Origin of the sequence: Methylomonas rosea (assembly GCF_024505055.1) — a bacterium.
Classification (GTDB): domain Bacteria; phylum Pseudomonadota; class Gammaproteobacteria; order Methylococcales; family Methylomonadaceae; genus Methylomonas; species Methylomonas rosea.
The window spans coordinates 1-24,445 of the sequence record NZ_JANIBL010000017.1 but is presented as its reverse complement, the minus strand read 5'-3'; the positions used below and the strand labels follow the sequence as shown (position 1 = coordinate 24,445).

Here is a 24,445-nt window from a genome sequence, read left to right as displayed (position 1 = left end):
GCTCGCATCGGACTTTTAAGTCGAATACCTTTTATCTTTAACTAGCCGACTTGGATGCTTTGCCGGCTAGTTCCCAGCGAGCGTTACTTAATGAATGTGCACTTCCCGAGACTTGGATTTATCGCTTCTTGCCAGCGTATAGTCGTCCTGATCGCCCAGCATGGGCGTACCATCGCTGTTGAGTTGAATCAAGGTCCCTTCGTCTTTAATACTAAATTTGCGATTGAGATCGTTTTTATTGGAGGTTAACGACAGTATGTGGGTTTTGTCGTCCCAATCGTACTTACCTTTTTCGTAAAACTCTCTGGAGGAGGCTTTTGCGTATTGAGTTACCAATAAATAATTGTTTTTTTGTTTCAAAGACAAGGTCATTTTAAAGCCATCGCAATCTTTTTCCTTGCAGGGCAAATAACCGTAAAACACACCACGAAATCCCTCGGTGTTGTCTGCCAGATTAGCATGAGCGGAGTGATCCATGTCTTTCTGATGAATCATTTCCCGCGCTTTGAGCGTTTTTTCCTGGAGTTGCTTATCGGATTCCGCCCAAGCCGGGTTGAGTGCCGGAAGCAACGCACCTAAAAAAATCACGGTCACATTTTTTTTAATTTTTCTAGTTAATGTTTGCATATGAGATTTTTCTATTTTTGTGAGTAAAGTAATTAGACAAGATCAAAACTGAAGACTACCAGGATAATCGCCAATTTCAACTTGGCGCGTATTCTATCGCCAAATGTACACCCCGTTTTCAAGACGTTTCAAATATAGCGCCATCGGCTTTGCAAGCCAAACCGCGTCAAATCAGATTGTTGAAGGCAGATGATAGCGCAAAACCCTAGCGCTATTTGCGGACAGTCTTTGCGGAAACAACGGCAAACTCATAATATTGATACGATATTTGTTTGACAAGCCCGCTCATTTCTTTTATTGTTTCGATTCGCTACCATGAAGCAGGCCGGAAATGCTTAAATCAGGCTTTTTCAATCCGGAACTGCTTATTTGGAGGTGTAACGCAATTCCTGGCTGATGCATTCAATGCTTTCAGCGAGATATTCGAACTGGCTCTGCGGCGCGAGCATGCTATGGGTATCGGAGAAATCGCTGTGATTGACGTCAAATCAGTGCCGGCCCTGATATAGGGCGAACAGGTTTTTCAATACAAATTCGGTTCGGCACTGACCGATTTACTATTACAAGAGGTAAAACCATGACAGAAGTAAAACAAGAAAAAGATAACTTCGTGTTGTATGTGGTGCTGGCTACCGCAGTTGTTGTTGGCGCCATCCTGGCGGTCAAAATGAGCGAAAACGAAAAATTTGCACCCATCAAGGACCAAATTGCCGAAGAAAACCGCTTAATGAACATCCGCGTCATCGGCAATCGCGAGGATTAATATGATGAAAACGACTTTTATCGGCACGCTGTTAGCCTCTTTATTGTTAGCCAGCTCAGCCCAGGCTACCGAATATATTTACCGCGACATCATGGCGAACACCTTGGCCCCGGAGCACTGCCAAGTTGAGAGTAAAGCCAAGGAGAATGCCTCCAAAAATTACAACATCGATAGATTCAGCAAGAAATTCTGCCAATCACAAGGTTACGGCTGGCATGTTGATGCGGTAAAAAGCAGTGGCAATACGGTTTGCGACACTTGCAGCAATCCACAGGAAGCAAAATGCCGTCAGGAAGACGTAGTGGTTAGTTGTAAACGCATTAAACCGGGTACGGTAGGCATGTTACCCGGCAAAGGATAATCAAAAGCGGACACCCAAAGGATAAGCAATCCAGGATACTTCACACCTGTCGCCGCCGGAAAACGAAGGTTACCGGCGGCCCAGTCTGCCCTTAATCAGGGCTGCAACCATTCGATAATATGATCTTCCAGATCGGTGACTTGCGACTCCTTGATCGCATAGCTGCCGATAGACACGCCCGCCTCTTTCACCGATTCGCTAGTCCCGGTAAGCAAGGGATGCCAGCTAGGTAAAGGTTCGCCATCGGTTAACAAACGATACGCGCAGGTTGAAGGCAACCAGTTGTACTCGGCGAAATCGTGCTGCTTCAAGTCGATGCACTCCGGCACCAGCGTGCAACGCTCGCTATAACGCGTGCAACGGCAGGACTCCAAATCGATCAAATCGCATGCCACGCTGGTAAAGGCAATTTCGCCGGTGTCTTCGTCTTCCAGCTTATTCAAACAACACTTGCCGCAGTTATCGCACAGCGATTCCCACTCTTCCGTGCTCATTTGCGCCAAGGTCTTGGTTTCCCAAAATTTCATAGGCTTATTGCGGTTTAAGTTGGCGCAATTGATAGTGCAGCACGGCCCAGGAGCCGACTACCGCCAATACCGACGAGATCATCAATAGCAAAATAAACTCCGAGAAACTCAAAAACAGTAAGTCGAAAGAACTGTTGTACAAGGTCGATAACTTCTCTACCGGCGTTTCCAGGATCAATAGCATGATCGTCATGATCAGCCAGCCGAGAAAGCCCGAGATAAAACCCAGCCAAAAACCGGTGTACAAAAATGGCCGTTGAATAAAAGCATGGGTAGCGCCGACCAGTTTGGAAATAAACACTTCATCCTGGCGATTCTGCAATTCCAGCCTAATGGTATTGCCGGTAATGAACGTTACCGCAAAACCCAGCAACAAGCTGACCAACATCACGCCACGGCTGGCGATCAGCATGATGGTTTGCAAGCGCGCCACCCACTGCATATCGACCTGGACGAAATCGACTTGCGGGAATTGCTTAAAATCTGCCATCAATTTTTCGATGTCTTCGTTGTTTTCCAGCGCATTTTTCGGCACTACTTGAATCACACTCGGCAAGGGATTGCGTTCCAGCGCATTCAACGCATCGCTGAAGCCGCTATTGGCTTTGAACTCCTCCAAGGCTTGCTTCTTACTGATGAATTTCACGTCCACGACACTACCGTTCTGTTGTATCTGCTCGGCAAGCTTCTGCCCGGCCGCATCGGTAATGTTGTCATGCAAAAACAAGGACATCTGATTGCTGGACTCCAGATTACCGGTCAATTGCTGGATGTTGGCGACAACGATATAAAAGCTGCTGGCCAAGGAAATGGCGATGGCCAGTACCAATATGGTCATGGAAGACGTAAACGGCGTGCGGCTCAATCGACCCAGGCTGGAAAATAAGCCATGAGCATGATTAAGCAAATAAGCTTGGAATAACTCCACCAGCCTGCTGCCGGCTTGTTTGCGGTGATTGTGTTTCATCGTCAACTCGCAACCAAATGGCCTTTATCGAGTGTCAATACTCGATGGCCGAGATGATTAATCAACTCTATATCGTGGCTGGCTATCAACACCGTCACCCCGACTTGCTTGAATTGCTCGAACATGAACATCACTTCGGCGGACAGATCCGGGTCCAGGTTACCGGTCGGCTCGTCGGCCAGAATCAGCTTAGGCTTGTTGACAATGGCTCGGGCGATACCCACGCGCTGTTGCTCACCACCGGACAGCGCCAAGGGATGTTTTTTTTCCTTACCTAACAGCCCCACTTTATCCAGAGATGCCCGCACCCGCCGCGCCACTTCTTGGTGGTTATACCCAGACACTACCAATGGCAGGGCCACGTTATCGAATACCGTTCTATCGTTCAGCAATTTGTAATCCTGAAAAATCAGGCCCAAATTGCGGCGCATATAAGGAATCTTCCGCTCGCCGATGCGCGTAATATCCTGACCGTCCAGTGATACGCTGCCGCGCGTGCATTGTTCCATCATCGCGATCAACTTCAGCAAGGTACTCTTGCCGGCGCCGGAACGGCCGGTCAAAAATGCCATTTCGCCGCGATGCAAGTGAAAACTGACATCGGTCAAGGCTTCCCCGGCATCAGGATAGCGTTTGCTTACGTGTTCGAATCTCAACATGGGATCAGTCTTTTACGCGTCATTCTTGAACAAATAGGGCATCGACGAAGTTTTGCGCATTGAAATCCTGTAAATCGTCAATCTGCTCGCCCACGCCGATAAAACGAATGGGGATATGCAGTTGATTGGCCAGCGCGAAAATAATCCCGCCCTTGGCGGTACCGTCCAGCTTGGTTAAGACTATGCCGGTCAGCTCCACCGCTTCGTTGAATAGTTTAGCCTGCGACAGAGCATTCTGCCCGGTGCCGGCATCCAGGATCAGCAATACCTCGTGTGGCGCCGACTCGTCTAGTTTGGTCATGATGCGTTTGATTTTTTTCAACTCGTCCATCAGGTTGGACTTGGTATGCAACCGTCCGGCGGTGTCAGCTATCAGTACATCCACCTCTTTGGCTTTGGCGGACTGCAAGGCATCGAAAATCACCGATGCGGAATCGGCACCGGTATGCTGCGCCACGACCTGAATATCGTTACGCTCGCCCCAGGTTTGCAACTGCTCGACTGCTGCGGCCCTGAAGGTATCCCCCGCAGCCAGCATCACGCTATGGCCTTGTTGTTGCAGGCGTTTGGCTAGTTTACCGATCGAAGTTGTCTTGCCGGCACCGTTAACACCCACCACCAGAATTACGAACGGCCCATCCTGCTTGGGAATTTGCAGCGGCAAACTACAAGGCTCCAGCATGGCTAATAAGTTTTGCTTCAAGGTCTGGCTTAACACCTGACCATCTCTAAGCTGATCACGCTCTAAACTATCGGTCAGTTGTTTAATCAATTGCGTGGTGGTTTCGATACCCAAATCAGCCATCAATAACTGGGCTTCTATATCCGCCAACAACTCCTTGGTAACCGCTTTTTGCCCGAAAGCCAGACTGCTCAGCACCCCGCCCAGACCAGTTCTGGTTCTTTTCAGCTGGGTGGTCAAACGCAGATATAAAGAATCTTCGCTGCTGACCTGTGGTTGTTCAGGCGCCTGTTCAGCTGAAACAACCTCATCAGCTTCAAAGCTTAAGATTTCGTCTTCAGCGCCCGTGCTGTATCGGCTATAAAACAAAATTCCCAGCAAGGGCAACATCAACAAGGCCGCGAACGCATTGTGCGCGACAGCCAAAGCCAATGGAAGCTGGTACTTGACGCTAAAAATCCCCAGTGCGATCTGCACCAATAACAGCATACTGAGAATATTTCCCGCCAAACGTACCGGTTTTGGATAACGTTCCGAAGTAGCGGACAACATCAGGGCACTTAAGACCAGAAAAGTAAAAGCCGCCAAGACCCGATGCAGCGCCTGAATCGCCATTTTCGCATCGGCCGAAAGACCGCTGTCTCTGAACAGATCCAAAATGCTCAGATAATCGGCGCCCGGCAACCATTCGCCGTTGCAGCGCGGAAAATCGCTACAGGCCAAGCCGGCATAGTTGCTACTGACCCAGCCACCCAACACTATCTGCCCCAGTAACACCAGCATCGCCAAACTGGTAAATACTACCGGACCGGAACGAACCGGCCTTAGCGAGGCAGCCGGATTAAGTCGTAAATAACTCCAGCCCAGCGTCCAAAACGTGAAAAACCCCAGTAACAGATGCGCCGTTACGACACCAGGTCGGGTGCCGGATGTCACCGCCCACATGCCTAAACCGGCTTGCCCGGCTATCAACAGCAATACCAAGGTGGTCAGCATCACTGCGGGCGCTCGGGGCTTTTCCCTCCACGCCAGCCCAAACCAAACCAACACTAATAACGCCAAGCCGCCAGCCAAATAGCGGTGCGCCATCTCTTTCCAGGCTTTTGCGGTATCCAAGGCATACTGCGGAAATCCTGCGGCGGCGTCGGCTTTAAATGCCGCGCTGTCGCTGACGAACGCCTTGCCGTAACAGCCAGGCCAGTCCGGGCAACCCAAACCGGCGTGCGTGAGTCGGACATAAGCGCCGACGAGTATGACGAGCAGCGCCAAAAACGCGCAACACAGAGTTAATTTTCTGAACATATTTCTAACCGATTTGTGAAATTCTGAGTAACTTGCTTAAGTCGCTTTTGACTTGATAAGGGTCGTAACCTGGGGCGTATTGCATCATCAGATTCCCAAGTGGATCCATGATGATCAGCATGCCTTCCGGCAAAGGCTGCACGCTTAATTGCTTTAATTTTTCCTGCAACGAGGCGGCTGGCAAGGCTTTTAATAAGCGCCCGTCATCGCGCCATTCGGCCGGCAACTGATAATTTTTATCGAACAGCACCGCCAAGCGTCGAATCCGGGCAATATCCTTACCCATCATTAATGTCAGTTGATTAGTTTTATACAAGGCATCGCGACATGTTTCCTCGCAATTCTTCGGCACCGGATTGACTAATACCCAGTGGCCTTTCAACTCCTGCATGTTTTGCTCGGAAAATGTATCGTAGCCGGAAAACTCGTCGGCAGAGGTTACTTGCGGCGGACTAATTAGCGCACCATTGTTGGTGCCAAGCTTAACGATGTCCGGATTTTTCGCCAAAAACCATGCAAACCCAAAAGGCACAATGGACATGGCAAATATCACTACTATGGTGATGCGGTTTTTTTTATATTGATTATCCACGGGGTATTTTTCGACTACTAGTCCAAACAAATAGGGCTGTTAATGTCAGTGCCAAGCCGAACCATTGTACTGCATAGGCTCTATGTTTTTCAGGCGGGATTGCGACAGCAATCTTCCATTGCCGTTGGTAACCCTCGGACTGCGCCGGGTCCAGTTCGATCTGATAATCAGCCAACGCATACCCCAATTTATCCCCCAAGAGTTTGCTATCTAAAACTTGCACCCTGACCGGCCATGTTTCCCCTGGAATTTCCGCACCTTTTAATTTCAGACCAGGCTCCGGAAAACGGTTGATTCTGCCTCGTACTTGCTGAGCGACCATGCTGATACTGATGTCCGGCAAAACGTCACGGGAGACGCCTAAAGCGATCCAGCCGCGGTTAACCAATATGCCAGGCTGACCGCCGTCGGGCAAAAACGGTGTTAAAACCAGATAACCGGGTTTACCGTTCAGCATTTGGTTATCAATCAAAATCTGATGCACAGCATCATAATGGCCGCTGATTAAAACGGGCCGATAACGTAAAGCATCACTATTGATTCCGGTTTGCCGAGTTAAATCCAAGGCTTCAGCGTTGCTGGCCTCTTGCTGTTGAGCTAACAAAATCGTCTTCTGCTCGCCTCGACTCAGCTGCCAGAACCCCAAACTGCACAACAAGCCGAATAACAGCAGGTATCCGCTCAGTGCTGATAGCGAACAACGGAATTCGATACCGCCGGTACTCAATTTGATCATAGGTGAAAGCTCCAGTATGAATATGCGCTATTGGCAAGCGTACCCGAATCGCCGAGAATGCAGGTTTTTATTTATTAACGCCGCCATGCTCATCAAAACGCTCACTATCGTCGCATTCCTGGCCATCGTCATCAGTCTTGGTTCCGCGCTGTTTCACATTGTCAAACACAAGGAAGACAGCGATTCGGCAAAGACTGCCAAGGCCTTGACCATGCGGATCGGCCTATCGCTGGCTTTGTTCATTCTGCTGTTCATCGCCTACGCCAGCGGAATGATCCAACCCCACGGCATTGCTGCGCGTATACATGCCAATCAAAACCCGCCAACAGCAACTTCAACCCCATAAGAGCCGACAAAAAAAAAGCGCGATCTGCACAGACCGCGCTTTTTCGGGTGTAGTTAATCGGTGTTACATCATGTAAACAAACACGAACAGACCCAACCAGACCACGTCAACAAAATGCCAATACCAAGCAGCGGCTTCAAAGGCAAAGTGGTTTTCCGGGGTGAAATGACCTTTCCAGCTTCTGAATAACACCACCGATAAAATAATCGCACCGACACAAACGTGGAAACCGTGGAAACCGGTCAACATGAAGAAGGTTGAACCATAAATGCCGGAACCCAGTGTCAGACCCATTTCGTGATAGGCTTCGTAATACTCGGTTGCTTGAAATCCCACGAACAAAAAGCCCAAACCGACGGTAGCGATTAAACCTTTGATCAATTGGTCGCGGTTTTTCGCCAACAGACCGTGGTGCGCCCAGGTGCAGGTTACGCCACTAGACAACAGCAACAGGGTATTCAGGAACGGTAAACCAAAAGCGCCCATCGGCTCGAAATCGCCGCCTACTTTGCCTGGACCGTTAGTCGGCCAAACCGCTTGGAACGCCGGCCATAAAGTATCGTGTGTCGAACGGCCCGGTCCGCTTGGAAGACCGGTTTCACCCAACCAAGCCACCGATAGATTACGCGTATACCAGAGTGCACCAAAGAAAACGGCGAAGAACATGACTTCGGAAAAAATGAACCACATCATACCCATCCGATAGGAAATACCGACGCCATGGTTGTACATACCGGATTCGCTCTCGGTGGATTGCAACGCAAACCACAAACCCAGCATCACCAAGAAAATGACGAAGCCGGTTAGCATCATCCCGGAACCTATCGACGAACCGTTCAAATGATTGGCAAAGCCCGCCAGCGTCATCATCAAGCCGCCGGTAGCCAAAACCGGCCACACGGCTTTATGCGGTATGTAATAACTATCGTGTGTAGACATATCCTTCCCCTCTATTTTTTACTGATGTTAGTGTTATCAAAAAAAGTGTATGCAAGCGTGACGGTCTTATAGCGTTCGGGTAACGTCGGTTCTACAACGAAACGGACCGGCATGGTTTTTTCTTCGTTCGCAGCAAAGGTTTGTTCGGTAAAGCAAAAGCACTGGGTCTTTTTAAAAAACTCTGCGGCCAGACCCGGCGTAATACTGGGTATGGCTTGGGCAATCATCGGCATGTTAGTGGTATTTTTGGCATAAAAATTAACCGTGTAGTATTCACCCGGATGCACTTTCATGCTTTTCACTTCTGAGCGAAACAACATTGGAGTGGACTCGTTTAAGGACGTGAGAAACTCTACTGTCACTTCCCTACTATTATCTACCTGATACGCCACTTCTTGAACGGCTTGACCTTCAACCTTACCGTTCAAGCCGGTCAAATCGCAAAGCACATCGTAGAGTGGCACCAGAGCATAACCAAAACCAAACATGGCAATTGCGACAAGCGCCAATTTACGGACCAACTTGGTATTTTTTTGCCCAATATCCTCGCTCATTGCGAGATAGCCTTAATGACCGCAAATACGTATATCGTGAAGGCCACCGCAAACAACACCAGAGCCGTCAAAATGTTTTTCTTTTTTGTATCCATTTATTTACCCGATAGGCCATGTCAAACGACATGGCCCATTTCAGTCACTCATTTCAAGCCTTAAAAATGCTCGGTAGGGATTCTCGCCGGCGGCGTGCTGAAGGTGTGATAAGGCGCAGGCGAAGGCACGGTCCATTCCAGACTGTGTTTGCTGGCATCTTCCCAAACCTCGTCGCTCACTTTTTCGCCGGTTCCACCGCGGATGGTGTCGATGACGATGTACACAAACAACAATTGGCTGAAACCGTAGATGAACGCACCAATACTGGACACCATATTCCAATCCGCAAATTGAATCGCATAATCGGGAATACGACGCGGCATGCCGGCCAGACCCAAGAAATGTTGCGGGAAGAACAATATGTTCACGGAAACGGCTGACAACCAAAAATGCAGTCTGCCGATTTTCTCGTTGTACATATTGCCGGTCCATTTAGGCAGCCAGAAATAACCGGCAGCCATCAGGATGAAAATAGACGCCGGCACCAAGGTGTAATGGAAGTGGGCAACGATGAAATACGTATCGTGGTATTGAAAATCCACCGGTGCTACCGACATCATTAAACCGGTAAAACCACCCATGGTAAACAGCACCACAAACGCAATCGAAAACAGCATCGGCGTTTCGAAGGTCATGGAGCCTTTCCACATGGTTGCGGTCCAGTTGAACACTTTTACGCCGGTCGGAATCGCGATCAGCATGGTGGCATACATAAAGTACAACTCACCCGCGACCGGCATACCCACGGTAAACATGTGGTGAGCCCAAACGATAAAAGACAAGAACGCAATCGCACCGGTCGCATACACCATAGAGGCATAACCGAACAGAGGTTTACGCGCAAACACCGGAATGATGGTAGATGCCACGCCGAAAGTCGGCAGAATCATTACATACACTTCAGGATGACCGAAGAACCAGAAAATGTGCTGATACAACACAGGATCGCCACCGCCAGCCGCATCGAAGAAGCTGGTATCGAAGAATTTGTCGGTCAGCAACATGGTTACCGCACCGGCAAATACCGGCATGATCGCGATCAACAAAAACGCGGTGATCAGCCAAGTCCAGACGAACAAAGGCATTTTCATCAAGGTCATGCCGGGCGCGCGCATGTTGAAAATGGTAGCGATCACGTTGATCGCACCCATGATCGAAGAGATACCCAGTAAATGCACAGAGAAAATAGCGAAAGGAAACGATTTACCGTTTTGAAAAACCAAGGGCGGATAAAAAGTCCAACCGCCCGATGGCGCACCACCTTCCATGAACAAAGTGCTGGCCAACAATAATACGCCGGCTACCAACATCCAGAAGCTCATGTTGTTCATCCGAGGCAAGGCCATATCCGGGGCGCCGATCATCATCGGAATCATCCAGTTGGCCAAGCCGACGAACGCCGGCATGACGGCGCCGAACACCATCACCAAGGCGTGCATGGTGGTCATCGAGTTAAAGAAGTTAGGATCGACAAATTGCAGACCGGGCTCGAATAATTCGGAGCGAATGACCAAGGCCATGGCACCGCCGACAAAAAACATTATCAGGCCGAATACCAGATACAAGGTGCCTATATCTTTATGATTGGTGGTAAATATCCACCGTAAAACGCCCTTTTCGGGGCCGTGATCGTGGTGATCGTGATGATCATCATGTTCAGCTACGACAGCAGTCATACTTTATACCTCAGCAAAAATTAGAAAATGAGTTCATTGCGAAAATCAGTGAATTACTCATCATCGTCCCATTTAGGTGTGATTTTATTAGGCTGAATCTCATCACCCACGTTGTTACCCAATGCCGGCGCGTTTCTGATGTAAGTAATCAGCTCGGCCAATTCGTCATCCGGCAATTTTTTGAAGGCCGGCATTTTGCTCGTACCTGCCTGAATAAAACCAATCAGCTGATCCATATTGCCGGTGACTTTCTCGCTGCCTCTCAACGCGGGGAACCAGCCGGAGATACCGTTACCGTCGATCTGGTGGCAAGCCACGCAGTTTTTCAGATAAACAGACTCACCTTTTGCCATCAGCGTATTGCGAGTTTGGTCGCTCAAGTCAGGCTTCTGATTTTGCTTATCCAAAGTCGCTTTAACCCAGGCATCGTATTGATCTTGCTCCATCGCAATCACCACCACCGGCATGAAACCGTGGTCGCGGCCGCATAACTCGGTACATTGACCGCGATAAGTGCCGGGTTTGTCGACATAAGTCCAAGCTTCGTTAACGAAACCGGGGTTAGCGTCCTTTTTCCAGCCCAGATCAGGAACCCACCAGGAGTGAATTACGTCGGCAGCGGTAAACAGAAAGCGGATTTTCTTACCCACAGGCACAACCAACGGCTTGTCAACGTTCAACAGATAGTTTGGTACGTTATGAGGATCCATTGTGCTGACCCGGTGCGTTTTTTCGCTGGCCTCGTCTAAATGGCTTTCGAAATGCACGCCGCTATCCAGATATTCGTATTCCCAATACCATTGTTTACCGGTGACTTTGATGCTCATCTCAGAGTCCTGCACCTTGTCCAGATCGATAACGGCTTTGGTGGCAGGTATCGCCATACCCACCAGAATCAGCGTGGGAATGATGGTCCAGATAATCTCGACAGTCGTATTCTCATGAAACTGCTCGGCTTTATGACCCTTTGATTTACGATGATGATAAATCGAGTAAAACATAGTGCCGAATACCGCGATCCCAATAAACACACAGATCCACAGAATCAGCATGTGCAAATCGTAAAGCTCGTTACTGAGTTGCGTCACGCCCTTCATCAGGTTGAGTGTATAGTCCGCATGCGCAGTCCCCAGGCCTAAAGCCATCAAGACCAGACAAGCGAGCAGTTGCTTTGTTTTCTTCACGGAGCAGCCTCCCCATTAGTAGTTATAAACTTGTATGCGTTATATCTTCGTAATATCGTCGCACGACATCAAGCGCGCGAACAATTCCATTTACTGATAATTATCATAAATTAACTGGGCAATTTTAACCCATGACTCACCCACAAACCAGAAGAGGTTTTCCCGTTTGTAAAAAATACACATAAAAAAGGCTTGGGAGCATCGCTGCTCGCAAGCCTTTTGTTGCATATTAGAGACAGATTTATGCTGTCATTACTTCAATGCGTCCGCATAAGCCATGTCGAATTTCGGAATGTGATTATCCAACCAGCCTTTTACCAATTGACCTACGTCCTCTGTGACTTCCGCTTCACCGGCATGGAATTTTTTCTGCAAATCCGCGCAGATACCGATCAATGCTTCATGCTCGGCTTTGTGACGATCATAACCGCCAAAGCCTTTAGCAACCATTTCCCTTTCTTCGTGAGCAAAGTGATCGACCACGTAGGTAATCAATGCATCCAGCGAAGCGCCAACAGTAGCGCGCGCCGCGCCGCCCGTGGCCTCATCGTACAGTTTATTCAGCAAACCGAACAAGGTTTGATGTTCTTGGTCGGCAAATCCGACATTCGTGCCATACTGAGCCGCAGTCCAAGTAATTAAAGCCATATAACGTCTCCTGGTTGTTTTTGTAATGGAGTCGTCATTTTGAACATCTGTTAATCATTTTTTTTGATGTACATCAACTTTTTGCCAGTTTGGTAAACTCAAGTTCGGCGCCAAAAGCTCAAAGTCGGCAGCAGCCAAAAACGGCAGAACACCCAACAGCCGTACCTCTATCACTTCCTGCAAAAACGCCAGATTACCATCGAAACCGGGCATCTTAGGGTCAATTTGCACCGCAACCCAACCGGCACAAGACAAACCGGCGTGGCGTATAGCCGACATCGTCAAGCGCGCGTGATTGATACAACCCAGCCTGACACCCACCACCAGAATCACCGGCAAACGCAAGGCTTGGGCAAGACCGGCATTGTCCAAAACACTGCTCAATGGCGAATACCAGCCGCCCGCACCTTCAACCAAAACCACATCAGCCAGCTGTTGTAATCGGATAAATCCATCCGAAATAACATCCATCGAAACTTCAACATCACCACAAGCCAAATGCGGAGAAATTGCCGCTTCAAAGGCATAGGGATTAATTTGCCGGTATGCCAGTGGCACTGAAGCGTATTGCTGCATCAGTAGCGCATCGGAATTTTTCAGCATGCCGTCTTGCCATTCGCAGCCGGCGGCTACGGGTTTCATCCCTACCACACTCAAGCCCTGCATTTGAAACCAGCGCATCAACGCAATAGTCGTCCAAGTTTTACCGACATCGGTATCTGTGCCCGTAACAAAGAAACCGGCCTTCATGACCTTGCCCACACGAAAATAATTTCATAGCTGGCCACTATTTCGCCGTTTAACATACTGGTTTCATACTGCCGCATCATTTGCTGCAATTGCGAACGGGTGGTGGGCCGCCGATTTCTGGCATCGCTGACATTATGTGCTCCAAGGTGTTTTAGCTCTCGCATCAAAGCCAGCACCGAAGGGTAAGCTAAGCGATACATCACAGTTTCCACATCGGCCCGCCCTAAGCCGGCGAGCGCCAGAAATTCGCAAATCTCTCCGACGCTATAAAAATCGTTAACATGAGCAAAATCGTCGACACCGGTCCAAGCTCCTTTCAACTCCTTTAAAGTGTCCGGGCCGAAGGTCGAAAATACCAGCTGTCCCTCGGGTTTCAATATTCGCTGCACATCGGCAAACACCGCCGATAAATCCTGACACCACTGCAAAGCCAGATTCGAATAAACCTGTTGCAGGGTGTGATCCGCAAACGGCAAATTTTCGGCATCGGCGCAGACATAATCGACCGGCAAATCTCGGTTATTCCGACGTGACGCTTGCAGCATCGGCAAAGCAATATCCAATGCCAAGCAAGACTGATCCAGACTGCCGCACGGCAAACACCGCGTCAAAAAACCGGTGCCGCAGCCCACGTCCAGCACCCAACCCGGTGCCGGCTGCAACGGAAATTTTTCCAGCAAAGCCAATCCCACTTGGCGTTGCAATATCGCCGCCGAATCGTAGCTTTCGGCCGCAGCGGCAAACGAACGCCTGATTTTGGTTTTATCCAGCACCGTAAGACTCATTCAGCCGCAGCAACAATGCCGCATAACTGCTGGGCATGCGACAGAAACGGCACGTGTCCGGCATTTGCCAAGACATGCAGTTTGACGCGCGAATTTAAAGTCTTTATCGATTGCCCGGTTTGCACCGGAATCAAAGTATCTTTATCGCCTTGCATCACCGTGATCGGACAACGCAAGCCCACCAAGGATTTACGTACATCGCTGTTTTTCAGAATCTGCAAGCCACCCTGCAATGCATCGCGCGCCGGCGCATCGCACTCATGCACCGCCAAGCGCAATTGCTGCAACAATTGCCGGCTTTCGGGCAAACCTTGCACTTGCAAACCCAAAAAGCGTTGCAAGGTCAATTTCGTGTCATCGCTAAGCTGGGCGACGAAACCATCCAGCACCTCCGGCCTCACTCCCGGCCAATCGGCAGTCTTAACAAATTTAGGATTACCGGATAACAGAAACAGCGACTCTACTCGCTCGGGGCAGCGCGCCGCCATATCCAAAGCTACCGTCCCGCCCAAGGACCAACCTAACAGGCTGAAACGATTGACAGGGATCGCGTCAAATAAGGCAGAACCGATACTTGAGAGATCGAATCGGTCCAGCCCGGTGCTACGACCATGCCCAGGCAAATCCAAGCAAATGACTTGCCGATGCCTAGCCACTTGTCTGGCAAACTCGCGCCAAATGCCGCTATGCATCGCCCAGCCGTGCAGCATGACCAATGGTCTGCCCTGGCCATATATTTCTCTGTGAATGCCAGTCATGAAAAAGCCTTAGCCAATGCCGCCAACAGGGCATCGACCTGCTGTTCTGTGTGATTAGCAGAAAAAGTGATCCGCAAGCGAGCGCTGCCGGCCGGCACAGTCGGCGGCCTAATCGCGCTGACCCAAAACCCTTGCTCCAGCAAGCGCTGACTAGCCGCGACGGTTTGGCCGCTGTCGCCGATCAGAACAGGTTGAATCGCGGTAAAAGAGTCCATTAGTTCCAAGCCTTGCTGCTGCGCACCTTGTCGGAAACGGCCGATCAGATTTTGCAGTTGTTCGCGGCGCCAGGACTCCACTTGCAGCAAACGCAGACTGGCGCGAGTCGCTTCAGCCACAGCCGCCGGCAGTGCGGTCGTGAACACATAACTCCGGGCTTTTTGAATCAACATCTCGATCAAGTCCTCGGAACCGGCCACAAACGCCCCGAAGGTCCCGAAAGCCTTACCCAGTGTGCCGATTAGGATAGGCACCTGGTTTTGACTCAAACCGAAATGCTCAACCACGCCGCCGCCATTTTTCCCCAACACGCCAAAACCATGGGCGTCATCGACCAGCAAACCGGCATGATGCCGTTCCGCCAACTCGACCATGGCCGGTAGCGGCGCCAAATCGCCATCCATGCTGAACACACCGTCGCTGACCACCATGGCCTTGCTGGCAGCATTCGACAGCTTGGCCTGTAAGTCCTCGACATCGGCATGCCGATAGCGCTGAAAACGCGCCCGCGACAACAAGCCGCCGTCCAGCAACGAAGCATGATTCAAGCGGTCCTCCAACACCGTATCACTGCGTCCCAGCAGAGCAGAAATTACACCTAGATTCGCCATATAGCCGGTAGAAAACAGCAAGGCCCTATCGCGCCCGGTAAACGCAGCCAACTCTTCTTCCAAGGCATGATGCGCATTACTATGCCCGCAGATTAAATGCGCGGAGCCGCTACCGACGCCGTAACTATCGACGCCGGCCTTAAACGCCGCCTTCACCTCCGGATGATTAGCCAAACCCAAATAGTCATTGCTGCAAAAATTGATCAGCTGCCGGCCATCGGCATTCAGCTTAATGTCTTGCGGACCGTCGACAACGCGACGGCGCCGATACAGATTATCCTGCTCCAGTCGCCGCAGTTCACCAGCAAAGTCGTAGAAAGCGTTGACCATCAGGCGTAACTTGATCCACCCATCCGCACACCCAAACGCTCGAACAACTGCTGGTCGTGGTTGGTCATCGGGTTATCTGTGGTCAGCAGCTTATCGCCGTAGAAAATCGAATTAGCGCCGGCCAGGAAACACAAAGCCTGCATCTCGTCGCTCATCGCTTTGCGGCCAGCCGACAAGCGCACCCGCGATTGCGGCATCAGAATCCTGGCGACAGCGATGGTGCGCACGAAAACGATGGGATCCAGCGCTTCAGTGCCGTGCAGCGGCGTGCCTTCGACTTGCACCAGCATGTTGATCGGCACACTTTCCGGATGCTTAGGCATATTCGCCAGTTGCAACAGCAATTTCGCGCGGTCGGTTGCAGACTCGCCCATCCCGACAATCCCGCCGCAGCAGACGTTAATACCGGCATCACGCACCCGCTCCAGCGTATCCAGGCGGTCTTGATAGGTCCGGGTGGTAATTATTTCGGAATAATAGTCTTCCGAAGTGTCCAGATTGTGGTTGTAATAATCCAGGCCGCCGTCTTTCAAGGCTTGCGTTTGCTTGTCGCTGAGCATACCCAATGTCACGCAGGTTTCCATACCCAGCGCCTTGACGCCCTGCACCATTTCCACGACTCTTTCGATGTCTCTGTCCTTCGGGCTACGCCACGCTGCGCCCATGCAAAACCGCGATGCGCCCTGCTCTTTGGCTTGCTGCGCGGCTTTTAATACGGCGTCAACCGGCATCAAGGCTTCCGGATTTAAGTCGGAATCGTAGCGCGCACTTTGCGGGCAATATCCGCAATCCTCGGAACAGGAACCGGTCTTGATACTCAACAGACTGCTAACCTGTACCTCGTTAGGATCGAAATACACTCGATGCACGCTTTGCGCCTGAAAAATCAGATCGTTAAACGGTAGCGCCAGCAAGGCTTCGACTTCGTGTAATTGCCAGTCGTGACGGATGGTAGCCGCTGACTCCAAGGGTTTCTGGCTTGCAGACATTCTGATAATCTCCGAGTTTAAGGGCAACAGCGGCGCTAGCCGACTTATCAACCTATATTTAAAATTATGGTAAACAACTGGCTGAACATTATACAGAAGAAATTGCTGCCGCCACGTTGTGTGTTATGTGGAAGTCCGGGATATGGCGATTTGGATTTGTGCCTGGGCTGCTTGACCGACCTGCCGCGTAACCTGTCTTGCTGTTACCGCTGCGGAGAACACTTCGAAACCGCAATCGATGTGCCGCAACTCTGTGGCCGTTGCCTGCAGAAATCGCCGGCCTTCGACGAGACCTATGCGCCGTTTTTGTACCAAAGCCAGATGCGCTATTTAATCGGCCAATTAAAGTTCGCCAACGATTATAAAAACGCCCGCTTAATGGCAGCCTTGCTGGCCGAGCATATTGCCGATAGCGCGGAATTGCCGGATTGCCTGCTACCCGTACCGCTGCACCCCAAACGCTACAGAGAACGCGGCTTCAATCAGTCGATAGAAATTGCCCGGCATTTGTCCCGGCAACTCGGCATTCCGCTGGATTTACGTAGCTGCGTTCGCCAGCGCGATACCGGCCATCAAACCGGCTTACCGGCCAAGCAGCGCCGGAAAAACATGCGCCTGGCCTTCAAGATTGTGAGGCCCCTGACGTTTCAACATGTCGCAATTATTGATGATGTAATGACCACCGGCGCTACCGCCTCGGCACTGGCCGCCGCGCTAAAACAAGCCGGAGCAGGCAAAGTTGATGTCTGGGTTTGCGCGCGCGCCTAAAGCGCCGTCTCAATTATCCCGGACGGCCGAGGCTACGAGCGGCAAATCGGAATTTTGCAAGGCGTTGAGAGCAGTCAGCAACTTTTCCCGCCGCGAACCCAATAGCTGAAAACCGTGCATCAGCATAGTAATTTCGTCTTGCAAATTTTGTTGATCGACGCCCATCACATTTAAAGCCTCGACAGCGGATGCCAGCGCCAGTTCGTGCCGGCTTTGGTAAGGCCGCTTGAAGCGGGCCTGAAAGCTGTCCCGCAATTTTTCCAGCAATTTTTCGAAACGCTGTTCAGTGAACTCCTCGGCTTGCATGCGTTCCAGCAAGACCTGTTCGGCATCGAACAGCTCTTCGTGAAAAGACTGCCGATAAGCCGCGCATAACTGCTCCACCAAGTCTTTATGCTGTTCCCGCTGCCCTTGCAACTGCGCTACTAATCGGGCCGCATTTTCTTCCAGGCTGAACATCGGCCGTTGATAACGCATCGCCTGCAAGGCTTCTAATGTGGTGACCAACTCGATTAGCCTGGGCTCGGCGTAATTTTCGGTTTCCAGCCAGCGATAAAACAGCTGTTTGAAGGTATTCGGAAAACGGCCGAACTGCTCGCAATAGGCTTCTACAAATTCGCCGGTAAAGCGCTCCAGATCCGGTTGATCGAGCAATTGATGTTTCATCGCCGACAACAGTCGCCGGCTCAACTCACTGACACTAAGCTCTGCTTTGTCGCCTGCAAGCCAGGAATTACCCGCCGCAGTCGGTTCGCTCTCGGCAGTATCGGCCACCGCATGCTTGAACGGCGCGGGGGTTAACAAGGCTTGCCAGTAATCCAACAGCCCGGTGCCGGCCATTTCGCTGCCGATGTGCTTGATAATATTATCCGCCAATGCAAACAAACAACGGCTGGCCGGGGAATTGGCGGCTAAATCCACCACCGACATTTGCAAAGCCACGGCTTTGGGCAGATTCTCGTCCCGAATGACAAAGCCGCCGTACTCCACCTTAAGTTGCAAACACTTTTCCGCCACGGCCGCAAAGCGCCGATAGATATCGGTCGCGGCCGGATAATCGACAGCCTGATTCACAACGACGCGCAGGCTGCCCGAATACTGGCGGGAATTTAAGGTCTTCAGTAATGCAAAAGCATCGGTTAGCGCCGCCGGATCACCGCTGACCACTAAAAACGTAGATTGCGCCAGCTCGATAAAGCGCAATACGGTTTCGGTATGCGTCGCGGCGGTGTCGATCAAAAAATAATCAAATTGCGCTTCCAGCTCGGTCAACGCTTCCGTCAGCTTAGTCATCTGCGCGGCAGAAACAGGTGCGCCGCCAATTAAGCTTACGGCGGACAACACGCCCACATCCTCGCCGGTCTTCAGCAAAACCTCAGCAATCGTTTTTTCGCCGAATAGCAGCTGCTCCAAACGGTGCGCCGGCCGCAGCCCGAGTAATGTGTTGATATTCGACAGACCGGTATCGACGTCCAATACACAAACGCGCTTGCCGCGCATTGCCATCGCTGCCGCTACATTAGCCACCACACTGGTCTTACCGACCCCGCTCTTGGCACCGGCAAACACGATAATGTGCGGTTTTAATTGAGCATCAGCGCTGTGCTGTTCTGAAAAATGTAAACTGTCCATCGTGGCAATGAAATAGGCTGTTTAAGGTCGAAAACCAATAATCTATCGGCAAACCAAGCCAGCCGAATTAAAGCAATATTGTAAGCCCAATCTTACAAATTCATGAATTCATACAACAAACCAGACTATCTATGTCGACGCATGAGCGACAGACAGGACCGTATTACCGGCGAATGAGTATTTTCCAATCCAGACATGAGCCTGAGCGAAGGGGATTGATGAGAAATGATTTAGGCGGCGCTTTGTTGGGATTTGTTGATTGATTGAAAGAGTTCTGCCCTGGCCTTATTGAGGTGTTGGGCGGCATCATTATCGCTGCATTGGGCGGCCAATGCGTCCAATTTTTCAAACGAGGCTCCCGGCTTGAGATAGCCTTTTGCCTCGGGCAATGAGCGGAATTTTTCATAGGGCGTCATCATGTCCTGATAGCAGTAGCGTTTGCGAATTTTGCCTTTTTTATCCTGATATTCCTTTGGAAAGTGGCAGGGGCGGTGGAAGTTCAGATACGGCGATAGCACCTCGACGGTGAAGGCATTCACTTGGCTGGCAAACTGTTGGGGAATGTGGCTATAACCGAGATATTTGCGCACGGTCGAAGCATTTTTGCTCTCCGCCAGCGCATTGTCGTTGGTCTTGCGCGAACGCGATTTGGTCTGCTCGATACGCAATTTCTCCAGCAATTTCGCCACTTGGTGATTGATATATTCCGAGCCGTTATCGGAATGAAAGCTCTTAGTCACAAACGGGAACGCATCCATCATGGCTTCCAGTACCGGCAGCAAAAAGGCTTCGCTGATGCGCTCCACGGCAAACACCGCCTGAAATTGGGTGACCTCATCCACGGCGTTGATCAGATACACGCCTTTGATGCCGTCCAGATCGCCCTGATGGACGCTGTCCACGCGCAGGTAGCCAGGACTGCCGTCCGGGGAGGGCTTTCGGCGCTCGCCGATGTTAACTTTGGTCGGGCGAGTTTTATCGAAGGAGCCCCGTTTAGCCTGGTAAGTCTTGTGCTGGCGCAGGTTGTAGAGATGGCCGTTGGAAATCCCCGCCAACCGTTAAAAGCGGGTGTCCCCATGTACCTTGAACGCCCGCTCGCACAGCTTACGCGTGGTTGTGCCGGAGACGGTGCCATGCAGCGCATCCATTTCGGCCAGCAAGCGAATGTCTTCCGTGGTGTAACGCTTCACAAACGGCACGGCGGGCGCCCGCCGCTTATCCTGGATCACGCCGTCATCGCTGAATTGTTTGATACAGCGTGCGACCTGTGCTCGCGATAAGCCGGTCATCTTGCCCAGGTATTGGCGCAATACACCTTTGTTAGTGCGGGTACAGCGGGCGTAATGAAACTGCTTGAGCGTATCGGTCATCCAGCCATAAGCGGCGACCCGATCCGTCAGCGTAAACGAAATAGCTTGGTTGCTGGAAACAAAGGCTTGCACTTGTGCCAGCGTTTTTAGTCCTTGAGTCTGTAACGTCACGATCATGTCTCCATGATCCCAACTTTCGCGCTTCCAGGCTCATCTCACGGTGGAAATACAGCGCCTCGCTCAGGCTCATGTGTCATTGGACAAGGCTGAATGGTCGATTAGCCGCCGTCTTCACGTATAATGCCCCGTCCCCAAAACTAATGCATACACCATGACCACGCCGCGTCTTGCTTGGGCTATTACCGGCTCAGGACACTATATCGAAGAATGTCTCGAATTCATGCTGACGCTGGACAACGTCGATTTGTATTTGAGTCAGGCCGGCGAGGAAGTGTTGAAAATGTACGGCATCCGCCTGGACGACATCAAGGCCAAAATGCCGGTCTATCGCGATAAAGCCGCCTCCGCGCCGCCGGTCGGCTTGTTTTATAAAGGCTATTACCACACCTTTGTGATGGCCCCCACTACCTCCAATACCATCGCCAAATGCGTGCTGGGCATCGCCGATTCATTGGTGACCAACCTGTATTCCCAGGCCGGCAAATGCCGCGTGCCCAGTATCGTCTACCCTTGCGATACGATGCCGGAAATTGAAACCACGGCGCCCGGCAAGAAAAAATTCATGGTCTATCCGCGCCCCATTGATCTGGAAGCAACCGATAAAATTCGCAGTTTCCCTTACACGCAGGTCGTTGATGATGTCGAGCAACTAATCGCTGCGGTCAAGGCCCGACTGGCCAGTCTATGACCGAGCGCATTCTGTTCGTCACCGGCCGACTGGCGGAGAAGCAAGTTCGGCAGGTATTGGAAAAAATGCAACCGGATTTCCAATACAAAGTGTATGTGATGGGCGTGACCGTAGCCGCGCTGATTACCAGCGACATGATCATCCGCCGCATGCCCGACGCACAAGGGGCTGATCGGGTGATTTTGCCGGGTCGCTGTCGCGGTGATCTGGAATCGCTGCGGCAGCATTTCGGCGTGCCGTTTGAACGCGGCCCGGAAGAAATCAAGGATCTGCCGCAGCATTTTGGCATGGCTGCTCAGCATTACGACCTCAGCCAATACCAAACCAAAATTTTCGCTGAAATTACCGACGCACCTAGCATCAGCGTCGAGGCAGTCATCGAGCGCGCCTACTACTATAAAGCCAACGGCGCCGATGTGATAGACATCGGCTGCCTGCCCGGCACGCCGTTTCCGCATCTGGCCGAGAGCATCCGCACATTAAAACAAGAAGGCTTCACCGTCAGCATCGATTCTCTGGAAGACGCCGATTTGCTGGCCGGTGGCCAAGCCGGCGCCGACTACATGCTCAGCCTGACCGCAAGAAGCCTGTGGATTGCCGAGGAAGTGGCAACCACGCCGATTCTGATCCCAGAAACCCACGGCGACTTGAGTACACTGGATAAAGCCATCGAAATCTTGAGCGCGAAGAACCGCGCCTTCGTCGTCGATCCCATCCTTGATCCGATCCACTTTGGTTTTACGGATTCCATCGTCCGCAATCATGAATTCCGCCGCCGCTACCCGGAGGTGGAAATGATGATGGGCGTCGGCAATCTCACCGAACTGACCCACGCCGACACCTCCGGCATCAATGCGATGCTGTTGGGGATTTGCTCGGAGCTGAATATCAACCATATTTTGGCTACCGAAGTGAGCAAGCACGCGCGCCGCGCGATCAAAGAAGCCGACAGCGCCCGCCGCATCATGTACACGGCCAAGCAGCACAACACCCTGCCCAAACACATCGCGCCGGACTTGCTGACCGTGCACGACAGCTCGCCATTTTTGAATAGCCGTGAGGAAATTGAAAGTTTAGCAGCGGAAATCAAAGACCCCAGCTACCGCATTCAAGTCAGCAGCGACGGTATTCATGTGTTTAACCGCGATGGCCTGCACACCGCACAAGACCCGTTTGATCTTTATCCCAAGCTACATGTCGAAACCGACGGCGGCCATGCCTTTTACCTGGGCGTGGAACTGGCCCGCGCCGAAATTGCCTGGCAGTTAGGCAAGCGCTTCACCCAGGATCAACAATTGAATTGGGGTTGCGCCGCTCAGGGTACTGAGCCATTGGTAGATTTGCACACCTTCAAGCCGGCCGGCACCACATTAAAAAAGCACGAAGACTAGGCCGTTTGTCGGCGACGCTTGTCGCAAACTCGACAAAACCTTGCCCCTTTCCCCGGACTCGCCCTCGCTACAACCCGGAAAATAAGGCCTTAGCCGCATTTGGTATTGGTCTTGCTTGGGGTCAACCAAACCTAAGCAAGAGCCATCACATGAAATCTAAACACACGAATGCGCATGACTGAGTTTCCGTTAAAACTGGCCGTCGCCACCAAAGACAACATTTCCATCAACGAACATTTCGGCCACGCCAAGCAGTTTTCGGTGTATAGCGTTACCGAAACCGCCTGCGAGTTACTGGAAACCCGCGAAGTAGCCAATTACTGTCTGGGCCAGCATGCCGACGAGTCCGCAATGCCCGGCATTTTGGAAACCATTAAAGACTGTTATGCGGTGTTCGTGGCGCGCATCGGTGACGGTCCGACCGCAAAAGTGCATGCTATCGGCGTCCGCGCAGTGGCGGAGTACGCCTATGCGGCGGTGGAGGAATCCTTGCTGGACTATGCCAAACGCACCGCTGCCGGCGAGGAGATAGGATGACGCCCGAACACGTTCAGCAATGGGTGAACAGCCATCCATTAAGCCCCATCCACGTCGATTGCGCGGTGACGGTGATGCTGAAAATCATCGACGGCAAATGCAAAATGCGTCCCACAGAAAAGGTGGTGATGGGGCTGCTGTACGATTGCGTCAAACACTTGCCTGGACAAATTCTGGAAGCCGGTCTGCATCCTTTGATCGAGACCGCCCGCGCCAACGAAAACGACGAAGCCTTGAAAAATCTAATTTACGAAAAACGCTTGATGGCAGAAACCGCGATTTCCCGGCCGGTGATGAAAGGTTTTAAAGCGATGATCCGTGAGCAAGGCTTGCTGGAAAGACGGGAAGAAGAGGAAAACGAAGCCTGACGCCGAGTTCAATCGAAAAAATCGAAACTCATCTGTCCGCCTAAGTTTGGCGGGCGGAACAAATCACTGCGTAGCAGCGGTAGTGAACGCGCGAAATCCAACTTTTTAGTAATCAACTTGAAACGTTGCGCGATCAGATCGGCATAACTGCCACTGCCGGTTTGACGTTGATGAAACGCCGCGTCGTAGGCTTTACCTCCCCGGCTATCCCGCACCCGATTCATCACATGTTCGGCTTTCAGCGGATAGTTTTGTTGCAGCCATTCTTCGAATAAGTCCGCAGTTTCCAGGGGCAAACGCAGCAGGATGTATTGCACGCTCTGCGCGCCTGCCTTGTGAGCCGCAATGACGATGGTTTCCAGTTCATAATCGGTCAACACCGGAATCAGCGGCGCCACCATCACCCCCACTGGAATCCCCGAGGCTCGCAAACGGGCGACAGCCTCCAGGCGGCGTTGCGGCGCGGCGGCACG

The 24,445-nt window shown here is 51.4% G+C and carries 29 protein-coding genes; 8 read left to right on the top strand and 21 right to left on the bottom strand.

Going from position 1 to position 24,445, the window contains the following annotated elements; all coding sequences use genetic code 11:
* Positions 1 to 87: 87 nt before the first annotated feature.
* Entirely contained in the window at positions 88 to 627 is a 540-nt protein-coding gene (locus NP589_RS07380) for a copper resistance protein NlpE (RefSeq protein ID WP_256606392.1), read from the bottom strand.
* Positions 628 to 1,204: 577 nt separating this feature from the next.
* On the opposite strand from NP589_RS07380, the gene NP589_RS07375 reads away from it, so the two are divergent.
* Positions 1,205 to 1,390, top strand: a complete 186-nt coding sequence (locus tag NP589_RS07375) for a hypothetical protein (RefSeq protein ID WP_020482122.1) — start codon at positions 1,205 to 1,207, stop codon at positions 1,388 to 1,390.
* Between the two features lie 4 nt (positions 1,391 to 1,394).
* The gene (locus tag NP589_RS07370; protein WP_371929653.1) at positions 1,395 to 1,751 is read left to right on the top strand and encodes a hypothetical protein; all 357 of its coding nucleotides are present in this window, start codon (positions 1,395 to 1,397) and stop codon (positions 1,749 to 1,751) included.
* 95 nt (positions 1,752 to 1,846) lie between these two features.
* Here the strand turns inward: NP589_RS07370 and NP589_RS07365 are convergent, their stop codons facing one another.
* Genes NP589_RS07365 through NP589_RS07340 form a run of 6 tightly spaced genes read right to left on the bottom strand, consistent with a single transcriptional unit; the run spans position 1,847 to position 7,216 of the window.
* Positions 1,847 to 2,278 carry a YcgN family cysteine cluster protein gene (locus NP589_RS07365; protein WP_256606390.1) on the bottom strand — a complete coding sequence of 144 codons (432 nt, stop codon included), beginning with the start codon at positions 2,276 to 2,278 and terminating at the stop codon, positions 1,847 to 1,849.
* A gap of 4 nt (positions 2,279 to 2,282) precedes the next feature.
* Positions 2,283 to 3,245 (bottom strand): permease-like cell division protein FtsX, encoded by a 963-nt coding sequence (gene ftsX / locus NP589_RS07360; protein ID WP_256606389.1) that lies wholly within the window; start codon positions 3,243 to 3,245, stop codon positions 2,283 to 2,285.
* Between the two features lie 2 nt (positions 3,246 to 3,247).
* The gene (gene ftsE / locus NP589_RS07355) at positions 3,248 to 3,904 is read right to left on the bottom strand and encodes a cell division ATP-binding protein FtsE (protein WP_064008604.1); all 657 of its coding nucleotides are present in this window, start codon (positions 3,902 to 3,904) and stop codon (positions 3,248 to 3,250) included.
* A gap of 19 nt (positions 3,905 to 3,923) precedes the next feature.
* Positions 3,924 to 5,888 carry a signal recognition particle-docking protein FtsY gene (gene ftsY / locus NP589_RS07350; RefSeq protein WP_256606388.1) on the bottom strand — a complete coding sequence of 655 codons (1,965 nt, stop codon included), beginning with the start codon at positions 5,886 to 5,888 and terminating at the stop codon, positions 3,924 to 3,926.
* 4 nt (positions 5,889 to 5,892) lie between these two features.
* The gene (locus NP589_RS07345; protein WP_256606387.1) at positions 5,893 to 6,480 is read right to left on the bottom strand and encodes a redox-active disulfide-containing membrane protein; all 588 of its coding nucleotides are present in this window, start codon (positions 6,478 to 6,480) and stop codon (positions 5,893 to 5,895) included.
* Positions 6,473 to 7,216: an SURF1 family protein gene (locus NP589_RS07340; protein ID WP_256606386.1), complete on the bottom strand. Its 744-nt coding sequence runs from the start codon at positions 7,214 to 7,216 to the stop codon at positions 6,473 to 6,475. Before NP589_RS07340 ends, NP589_RS07345 begins: the two co-directional genes overlap by 8 nt.
* Before the next feature lie 85 nt (positions 7,217 to 7,301).
* On the opposite strand from NP589_RS07340, the gene NP589_RS07335 reads away from it, so the two are divergent.
* A complete protein-coding gene (locus NP589_RS07335) occupies positions 7,302 to 7,562 on the top strand; it encodes a twin transmembrane helix small protein (protein WP_256606385.1) in 261 nt (86 codons plus the stop codon).
* Positions 7,563 to 7,625: 63 nt separating this feature from the next.
* Here the strand turns inward: NP589_RS07335 and NP589_RS07330 are convergent, their stop codons facing one another.
* From NP589_RS07330 to bioB, 10 genes are all read right to left on the bottom strand, one after another.
* A complete protein-coding gene (locus NP589_RS07330) occupies positions 7,626 to 8,501 on the bottom strand; it encodes a cytochrome c oxidase subunit 3 (protein ID WP_064008600.1) in 876 nt (291 codons plus the stop codon).
* A gap of 11 nt (positions 8,502 to 8,512) precedes the next feature.
* On the bottom strand, positions 8,513 to 9,055 hold the full coding sequence (locus NP589_RS07325; protein WP_256606384.1) for a cytochrome c oxidase assembly protein: 543 nt from the start codon (positions 9,053 to 9,055) through the stop codon (positions 8,513 to 8,515).
* Between the two features lie 155 nt (positions 9,056 to 9,210).
* Positions 9,211 to 10,827 (bottom strand): cytochrome c oxidase subunit I, encoded by a 1,617-nt coding sequence (gene ctaD / locus NP589_RS07320; RefSeq protein WP_020482134.1) that lies wholly within the window; start codon positions 10,825 to 10,827, stop codon positions 9,211 to 9,213.
* Between the two features lie 53 nt (positions 10,828 to 10,880).
* Positions 10,881 to 12,011: a cytochrome c oxidase subunit II gene (gene coxB, locus NP589_RS07315; RefSeq protein ID WP_064008598.1), complete on the bottom strand. Its 1,131-nt coding sequence runs from the start codon at positions 12,009 to 12,011 to the stop codon at positions 10,881 to 10,883.
* A 252-nt stretch (positions 12,012 to 12,263) separates the two neighbouring features.
* Positions 12,264 to 12,659: a bacteriohemerythrin gene (locus NP589_RS07310; protein WP_020482136.1), complete on the bottom strand. Its 396-nt coding sequence runs from the start codon at positions 12,657 to 12,659 to the stop codon at positions 12,264 to 12,266.
* A 54-nt stretch (positions 12,660 to 12,713) separates the two neighbouring features.
* Positions 12,714 to 13,409 (bottom strand): dethiobiotin synthase, encoded by a 696-nt coding sequence (bioD, locus tag NP589_RS07305; protein WP_256606383.1) that lies wholly within the window; start codon positions 13,407 to 13,409, stop codon positions 12,714 to 12,716.
* Entirely contained in the window at positions 13,406 to 14,194 is a 789-nt protein-coding gene (gene bioC, locus NP589_RS07300; protein WP_256606382.1) for a malonyl-ACP O-methyltransferase BioC, read from the bottom strand. Before bioC ends, bioD begins: the two co-directional genes overlap by 4 nt.
* Entirely contained in the window at positions 14,191 to 14,952 is a 762-nt protein-coding gene (gene bioH, locus NP589_RS07295; protein ID WP_256606381.1) for a pimeloyl-ACP methyl ester esterase BioH, read from the bottom strand. The genes bioC and bioH overlap by 4 nt, the downstream gene beginning before the upstream one ends.
* Complete coding sequence (gene bioF / locus NP589_RS07290) at positions 14,949 to 16,109, bottom strand: 8-amino-7-oxononanoate synthase (RefSeq protein WP_256606380.1); 1,161 nt, start codon at positions 16,107 to 16,109, stop codon at positions 14,949 to 14,951. Before bioF ends, bioH begins: the two co-directional genes overlap by 4 nt.
* On the bottom strand, positions 16,109 to 17,098 hold the full coding sequence (gene bioB, locus NP589_RS07285) for a biotin synthase BioB (protein WP_256606379.1): 990 nt from the start codon (positions 17,096 to 17,098) through the stop codon (positions 16,109 to 16,111). Before bioB ends, bioF begins: the two co-directional genes overlap by 1 nt.
* Before the next feature lie 66 nt (positions 17,099 to 17,164).
* Between bioB and NP589_RS07280 the strand changes: the two genes are divergently transcribed.
* A complete protein-coding gene (locus NP589_RS07280; RefSeq protein ID WP_256606378.1) occupies positions 17,165 to 17,866 on the top strand; it encodes a ComF family protein in 702 nt (233 codons plus the stop codon).
* 9 nt (positions 17,867 to 17,875) lie between these two features.
* On the opposite strand, the gene NP589_RS07275 is transcribed toward NP589_RS07280, so the two are convergent.
* From NP589_RS07275 to NP589_RS07265, 3 genes are all read right to left on the bottom strand, one after another.
* On the bottom strand, positions 17,876 to 19,498 hold the full coding sequence (locus NP589_RS07275) for an AAA family ATPase (protein ID WP_256606377.1): 1,623 nt from the start codon (positions 19,496 to 19,498) through the stop codon (positions 17,876 to 17,878).
* Positions 19,499 to 19,728: 230 nt separating this feature from the next.
* Positions 19,729 to 20,553: an integrase catalytic domain-containing protein gene (locus NP589_RS07270; protein WP_256606376.1), complete on the bottom strand. Its 825-nt coding sequence runs from the start codon at positions 20,551 to 20,553 to the stop codon at positions 19,729 to 19,731.
* Between the two features lie 3 nt (positions 20,554 to 20,556).
* Complete coding sequence (locus NP589_RS07265; protein WP_256606375.1) at positions 20,557 to 20,979, bottom strand: cyclic nucleotide-binding domain-containing protein; 423 nt, start codon at positions 20,977 to 20,979, stop codon at positions 20,557 to 20,559.
* 160 nt (positions 20,980 to 21,139) lie between these two features.
* Here NP589_RS07265 and NP589_RS07260 point away from each other — a divergent pair, with 160 nt between their 5' ends.
* The 4 genes from NP589_RS07260 to NP589_RS07245 all read left to right on the top strand — a co-directional run bounded on the left by NP589_RS07260 (position 21,140) and on the right by NP589_RS07245 (position 23,972).
* Positions 21,140 to 21,676, top strand: a complete 537-nt coding sequence (locus NP589_RS07260) for a flavoprotein (RefSeq protein ID WP_256606374.1) — start codon at positions 21,140 to 21,142, stop codon at positions 21,674 to 21,676.
* Complete coding sequence (locus tag NP589_RS07255; protein ID WP_256606373.1) at positions 21,673 to 23,067, top strand: DUF6513 domain-containing protein; 1,395 nt, start codon at positions 21,673 to 21,675, stop codon at positions 23,065 to 23,067. Before NP589_RS07260 ends, NP589_RS07255 begins: the two co-directional genes overlap by 4 nt.
* Before the next feature lie 174 nt (positions 23,068 to 23,241).
* Positions 23,242 to 23,604 carry a NifB/NifX family molybdenum-iron cluster-binding protein gene (locus NP589_RS07250; RefSeq protein WP_256606372.1) on the top strand — a complete coding sequence of 121 codons (363 nt, stop codon included), beginning with the start codon at positions 23,242 to 23,244 and terminating at the stop codon, positions 23,602 to 23,604.
* Positions 23,601 to 23,972, top strand: a complete 372-nt coding sequence (locus tag NP589_RS07245) for a hypothetical protein (protein ID WP_256606371.1) — start codon at positions 23,601 to 23,603, stop codon at positions 23,970 to 23,972. The genes NP589_RS07250 and NP589_RS07245 overlap by 4 nt, the downstream gene beginning before the upstream one ends.
* An 8-nt stretch (positions 23,973 to 23,980) precedes the next feature.
* On the opposite strand, the gene NP589_RS07240 is transcribed toward NP589_RS07245, so the two are convergent.
* Positions 23,981 to 24,445: SPL family radical SAM protein (locus NP589_RS07240; RefSeq protein WP_371929652.1), on the bottom strand; the 465-nt coding region annotated here is incomplete at its 5' end.

Coding starts and splice junctions, on each gene's coding strand:
- NP589_RS07380 (WP_256606392.1), bottom strand. CDS start 627: ATGCAAACATTAACTAGAAAAATTAAAAAAAATGTGACCGTGATTTTT.
- NP589_RS07375 (WP_020482122.1), top strand. CDS start 1,205: ATGACAGAAGTAAAACAAGAAAAAGATAACTTCGTGTTGTATGTGGTG.
- NP589_RS07370 (WP_371929653.1), top strand. CDS start 1,395: ATGAAAACGACTTTTATCGGCACGCTGTTAGCCTCTTTATTGTTAGCC.
- NP589_RS07365 (WP_256606390.1), bottom strand. CDS start 2,278: ATGAAATTTTGGGAAACCAAGACCTTGGCGCAAATGAGCACGGAAGAG.
- ftsX (WP_256606389.1), bottom strand. CDS start 3,245: ATGAAACACAATCACCGCAAACAAGCCGGCAGCAGGCTGGTGGAGTTA.
- ftsE (WP_064008604.1), bottom strand. CDS start 3,904: ATGTTGAGATTCGAACACGTAAGCAAACGCTATCCTGATGCCGGGGAA.
- ftsY (WP_256606388.1), bottom strand. CDS start 5,888: ATGTTCAGAAAATTAACTCTGTGTTGCGCGTTTTTGGCGCTGCTCGTC.
- NP589_RS07340 (WP_256606386.1), bottom strand. CDS start 7,216: ATGATCAAATTGAGTACCGGCGGTATCGAATTCCGTTGTTCGCTATCA.
- NP589_RS07335 (WP_256606385.1), top strand. CDS start 7,302: ATGCTCATCAAAACGCTCACTATCGTCGCATTCCTGGCCATCGTCATC.
- NP589_RS07330 (WP_064008600.1), bottom strand. CDS start 8,501: ATGTCTACACACGATAGTTATTACATACCGCATAAAGCCGTGTGGCCG.
- NP589_RS07325 (WP_256606384.1), bottom strand. CDS start 9,055: ATGAGCGAGGATATTGGGCAAAAAAATACCAAGTTGGTCCGTAAATTG.
- ctaD (WP_020482134.1), bottom strand. CDS start 10,827: ATGACTGCTGTCGTAGCTGAACATGATGATCATCACGATCACCACGAT.
- NP589_RS07310 (WP_020482136.1), bottom strand. CDS start 12,659: ATGGCTTTAATTACTTGGACTGCGGCTCAGTATGGCACGAATGTCGGA.
- bioD (WP_256606383.1), bottom strand. CDS start 13,409: ATGAAGGCCGGTTTCTTTGTTACGGGCACAGATACCGATGTCGGTAAA.
- bioC (WP_256606382.1), bottom strand. CDS start 14,194: ATGAGTCTTACGGTGCTGGATAAAACCAAAATCAGGCGTTCGTTTGCC.
- bioH (WP_256606381.1), bottom strand. CDS start 14,952: ATGACTGGCATTCACAGAGAAATATATGGCCAGGGCAGACCATTGGTC.
- bioF (WP_256606380.1), bottom strand. CDS start 16,109: ATGGTCAACGCTTTCTACGACTTTGCTGGTGAACTGCGGCGACTGGAG.
- bioB (WP_256606379.1), bottom strand. CDS start 17,098: ATGTCTGCAAGCCAGAAACCCTTGGAGTCAGCGGCTACCATCCGTCAC.
- NP589_RS07280 (WP_256606378.1), top strand. CDS start 17,165: ATGGTAAACAACTGGCTGAACATTATACAGAAGAAATTGCTGCCGCCA.
- NP589_RS07275 (WP_256606377.1), bottom strand. CDS start 19,498: ATGGACAGTTTACATTTTTCAGAACAGCACAGCGCTGATGCTCAATTA.
- NP589_RS07260 (WP_256606374.1), top strand. CDS start 21,140: ATGACCACGCCGCGTCTTGCTTGGGCTATTACCGGCTCAGGACACTAT.
- NP589_RS07255 (WP_256606373.1), top strand. CDS start 21,673: ATGACCGAGCGCATTCTGTTCGTCACCGGCCGACTGGCGGAGAAGCAA.
- NP589_RS07250 (WP_256606372.1), top strand. CDS start 23,242: ATGACTGAGTTTCCGTTAAAACTGGCCGTCGCCACCAAAGACAACATT.
- NP589_RS07245 (WP_256606371.1), top strand. CDS start 23,601: ATGACGCCCGAACACGTTCAGCAATGGGTGAACAGCCATCCATTAAGC.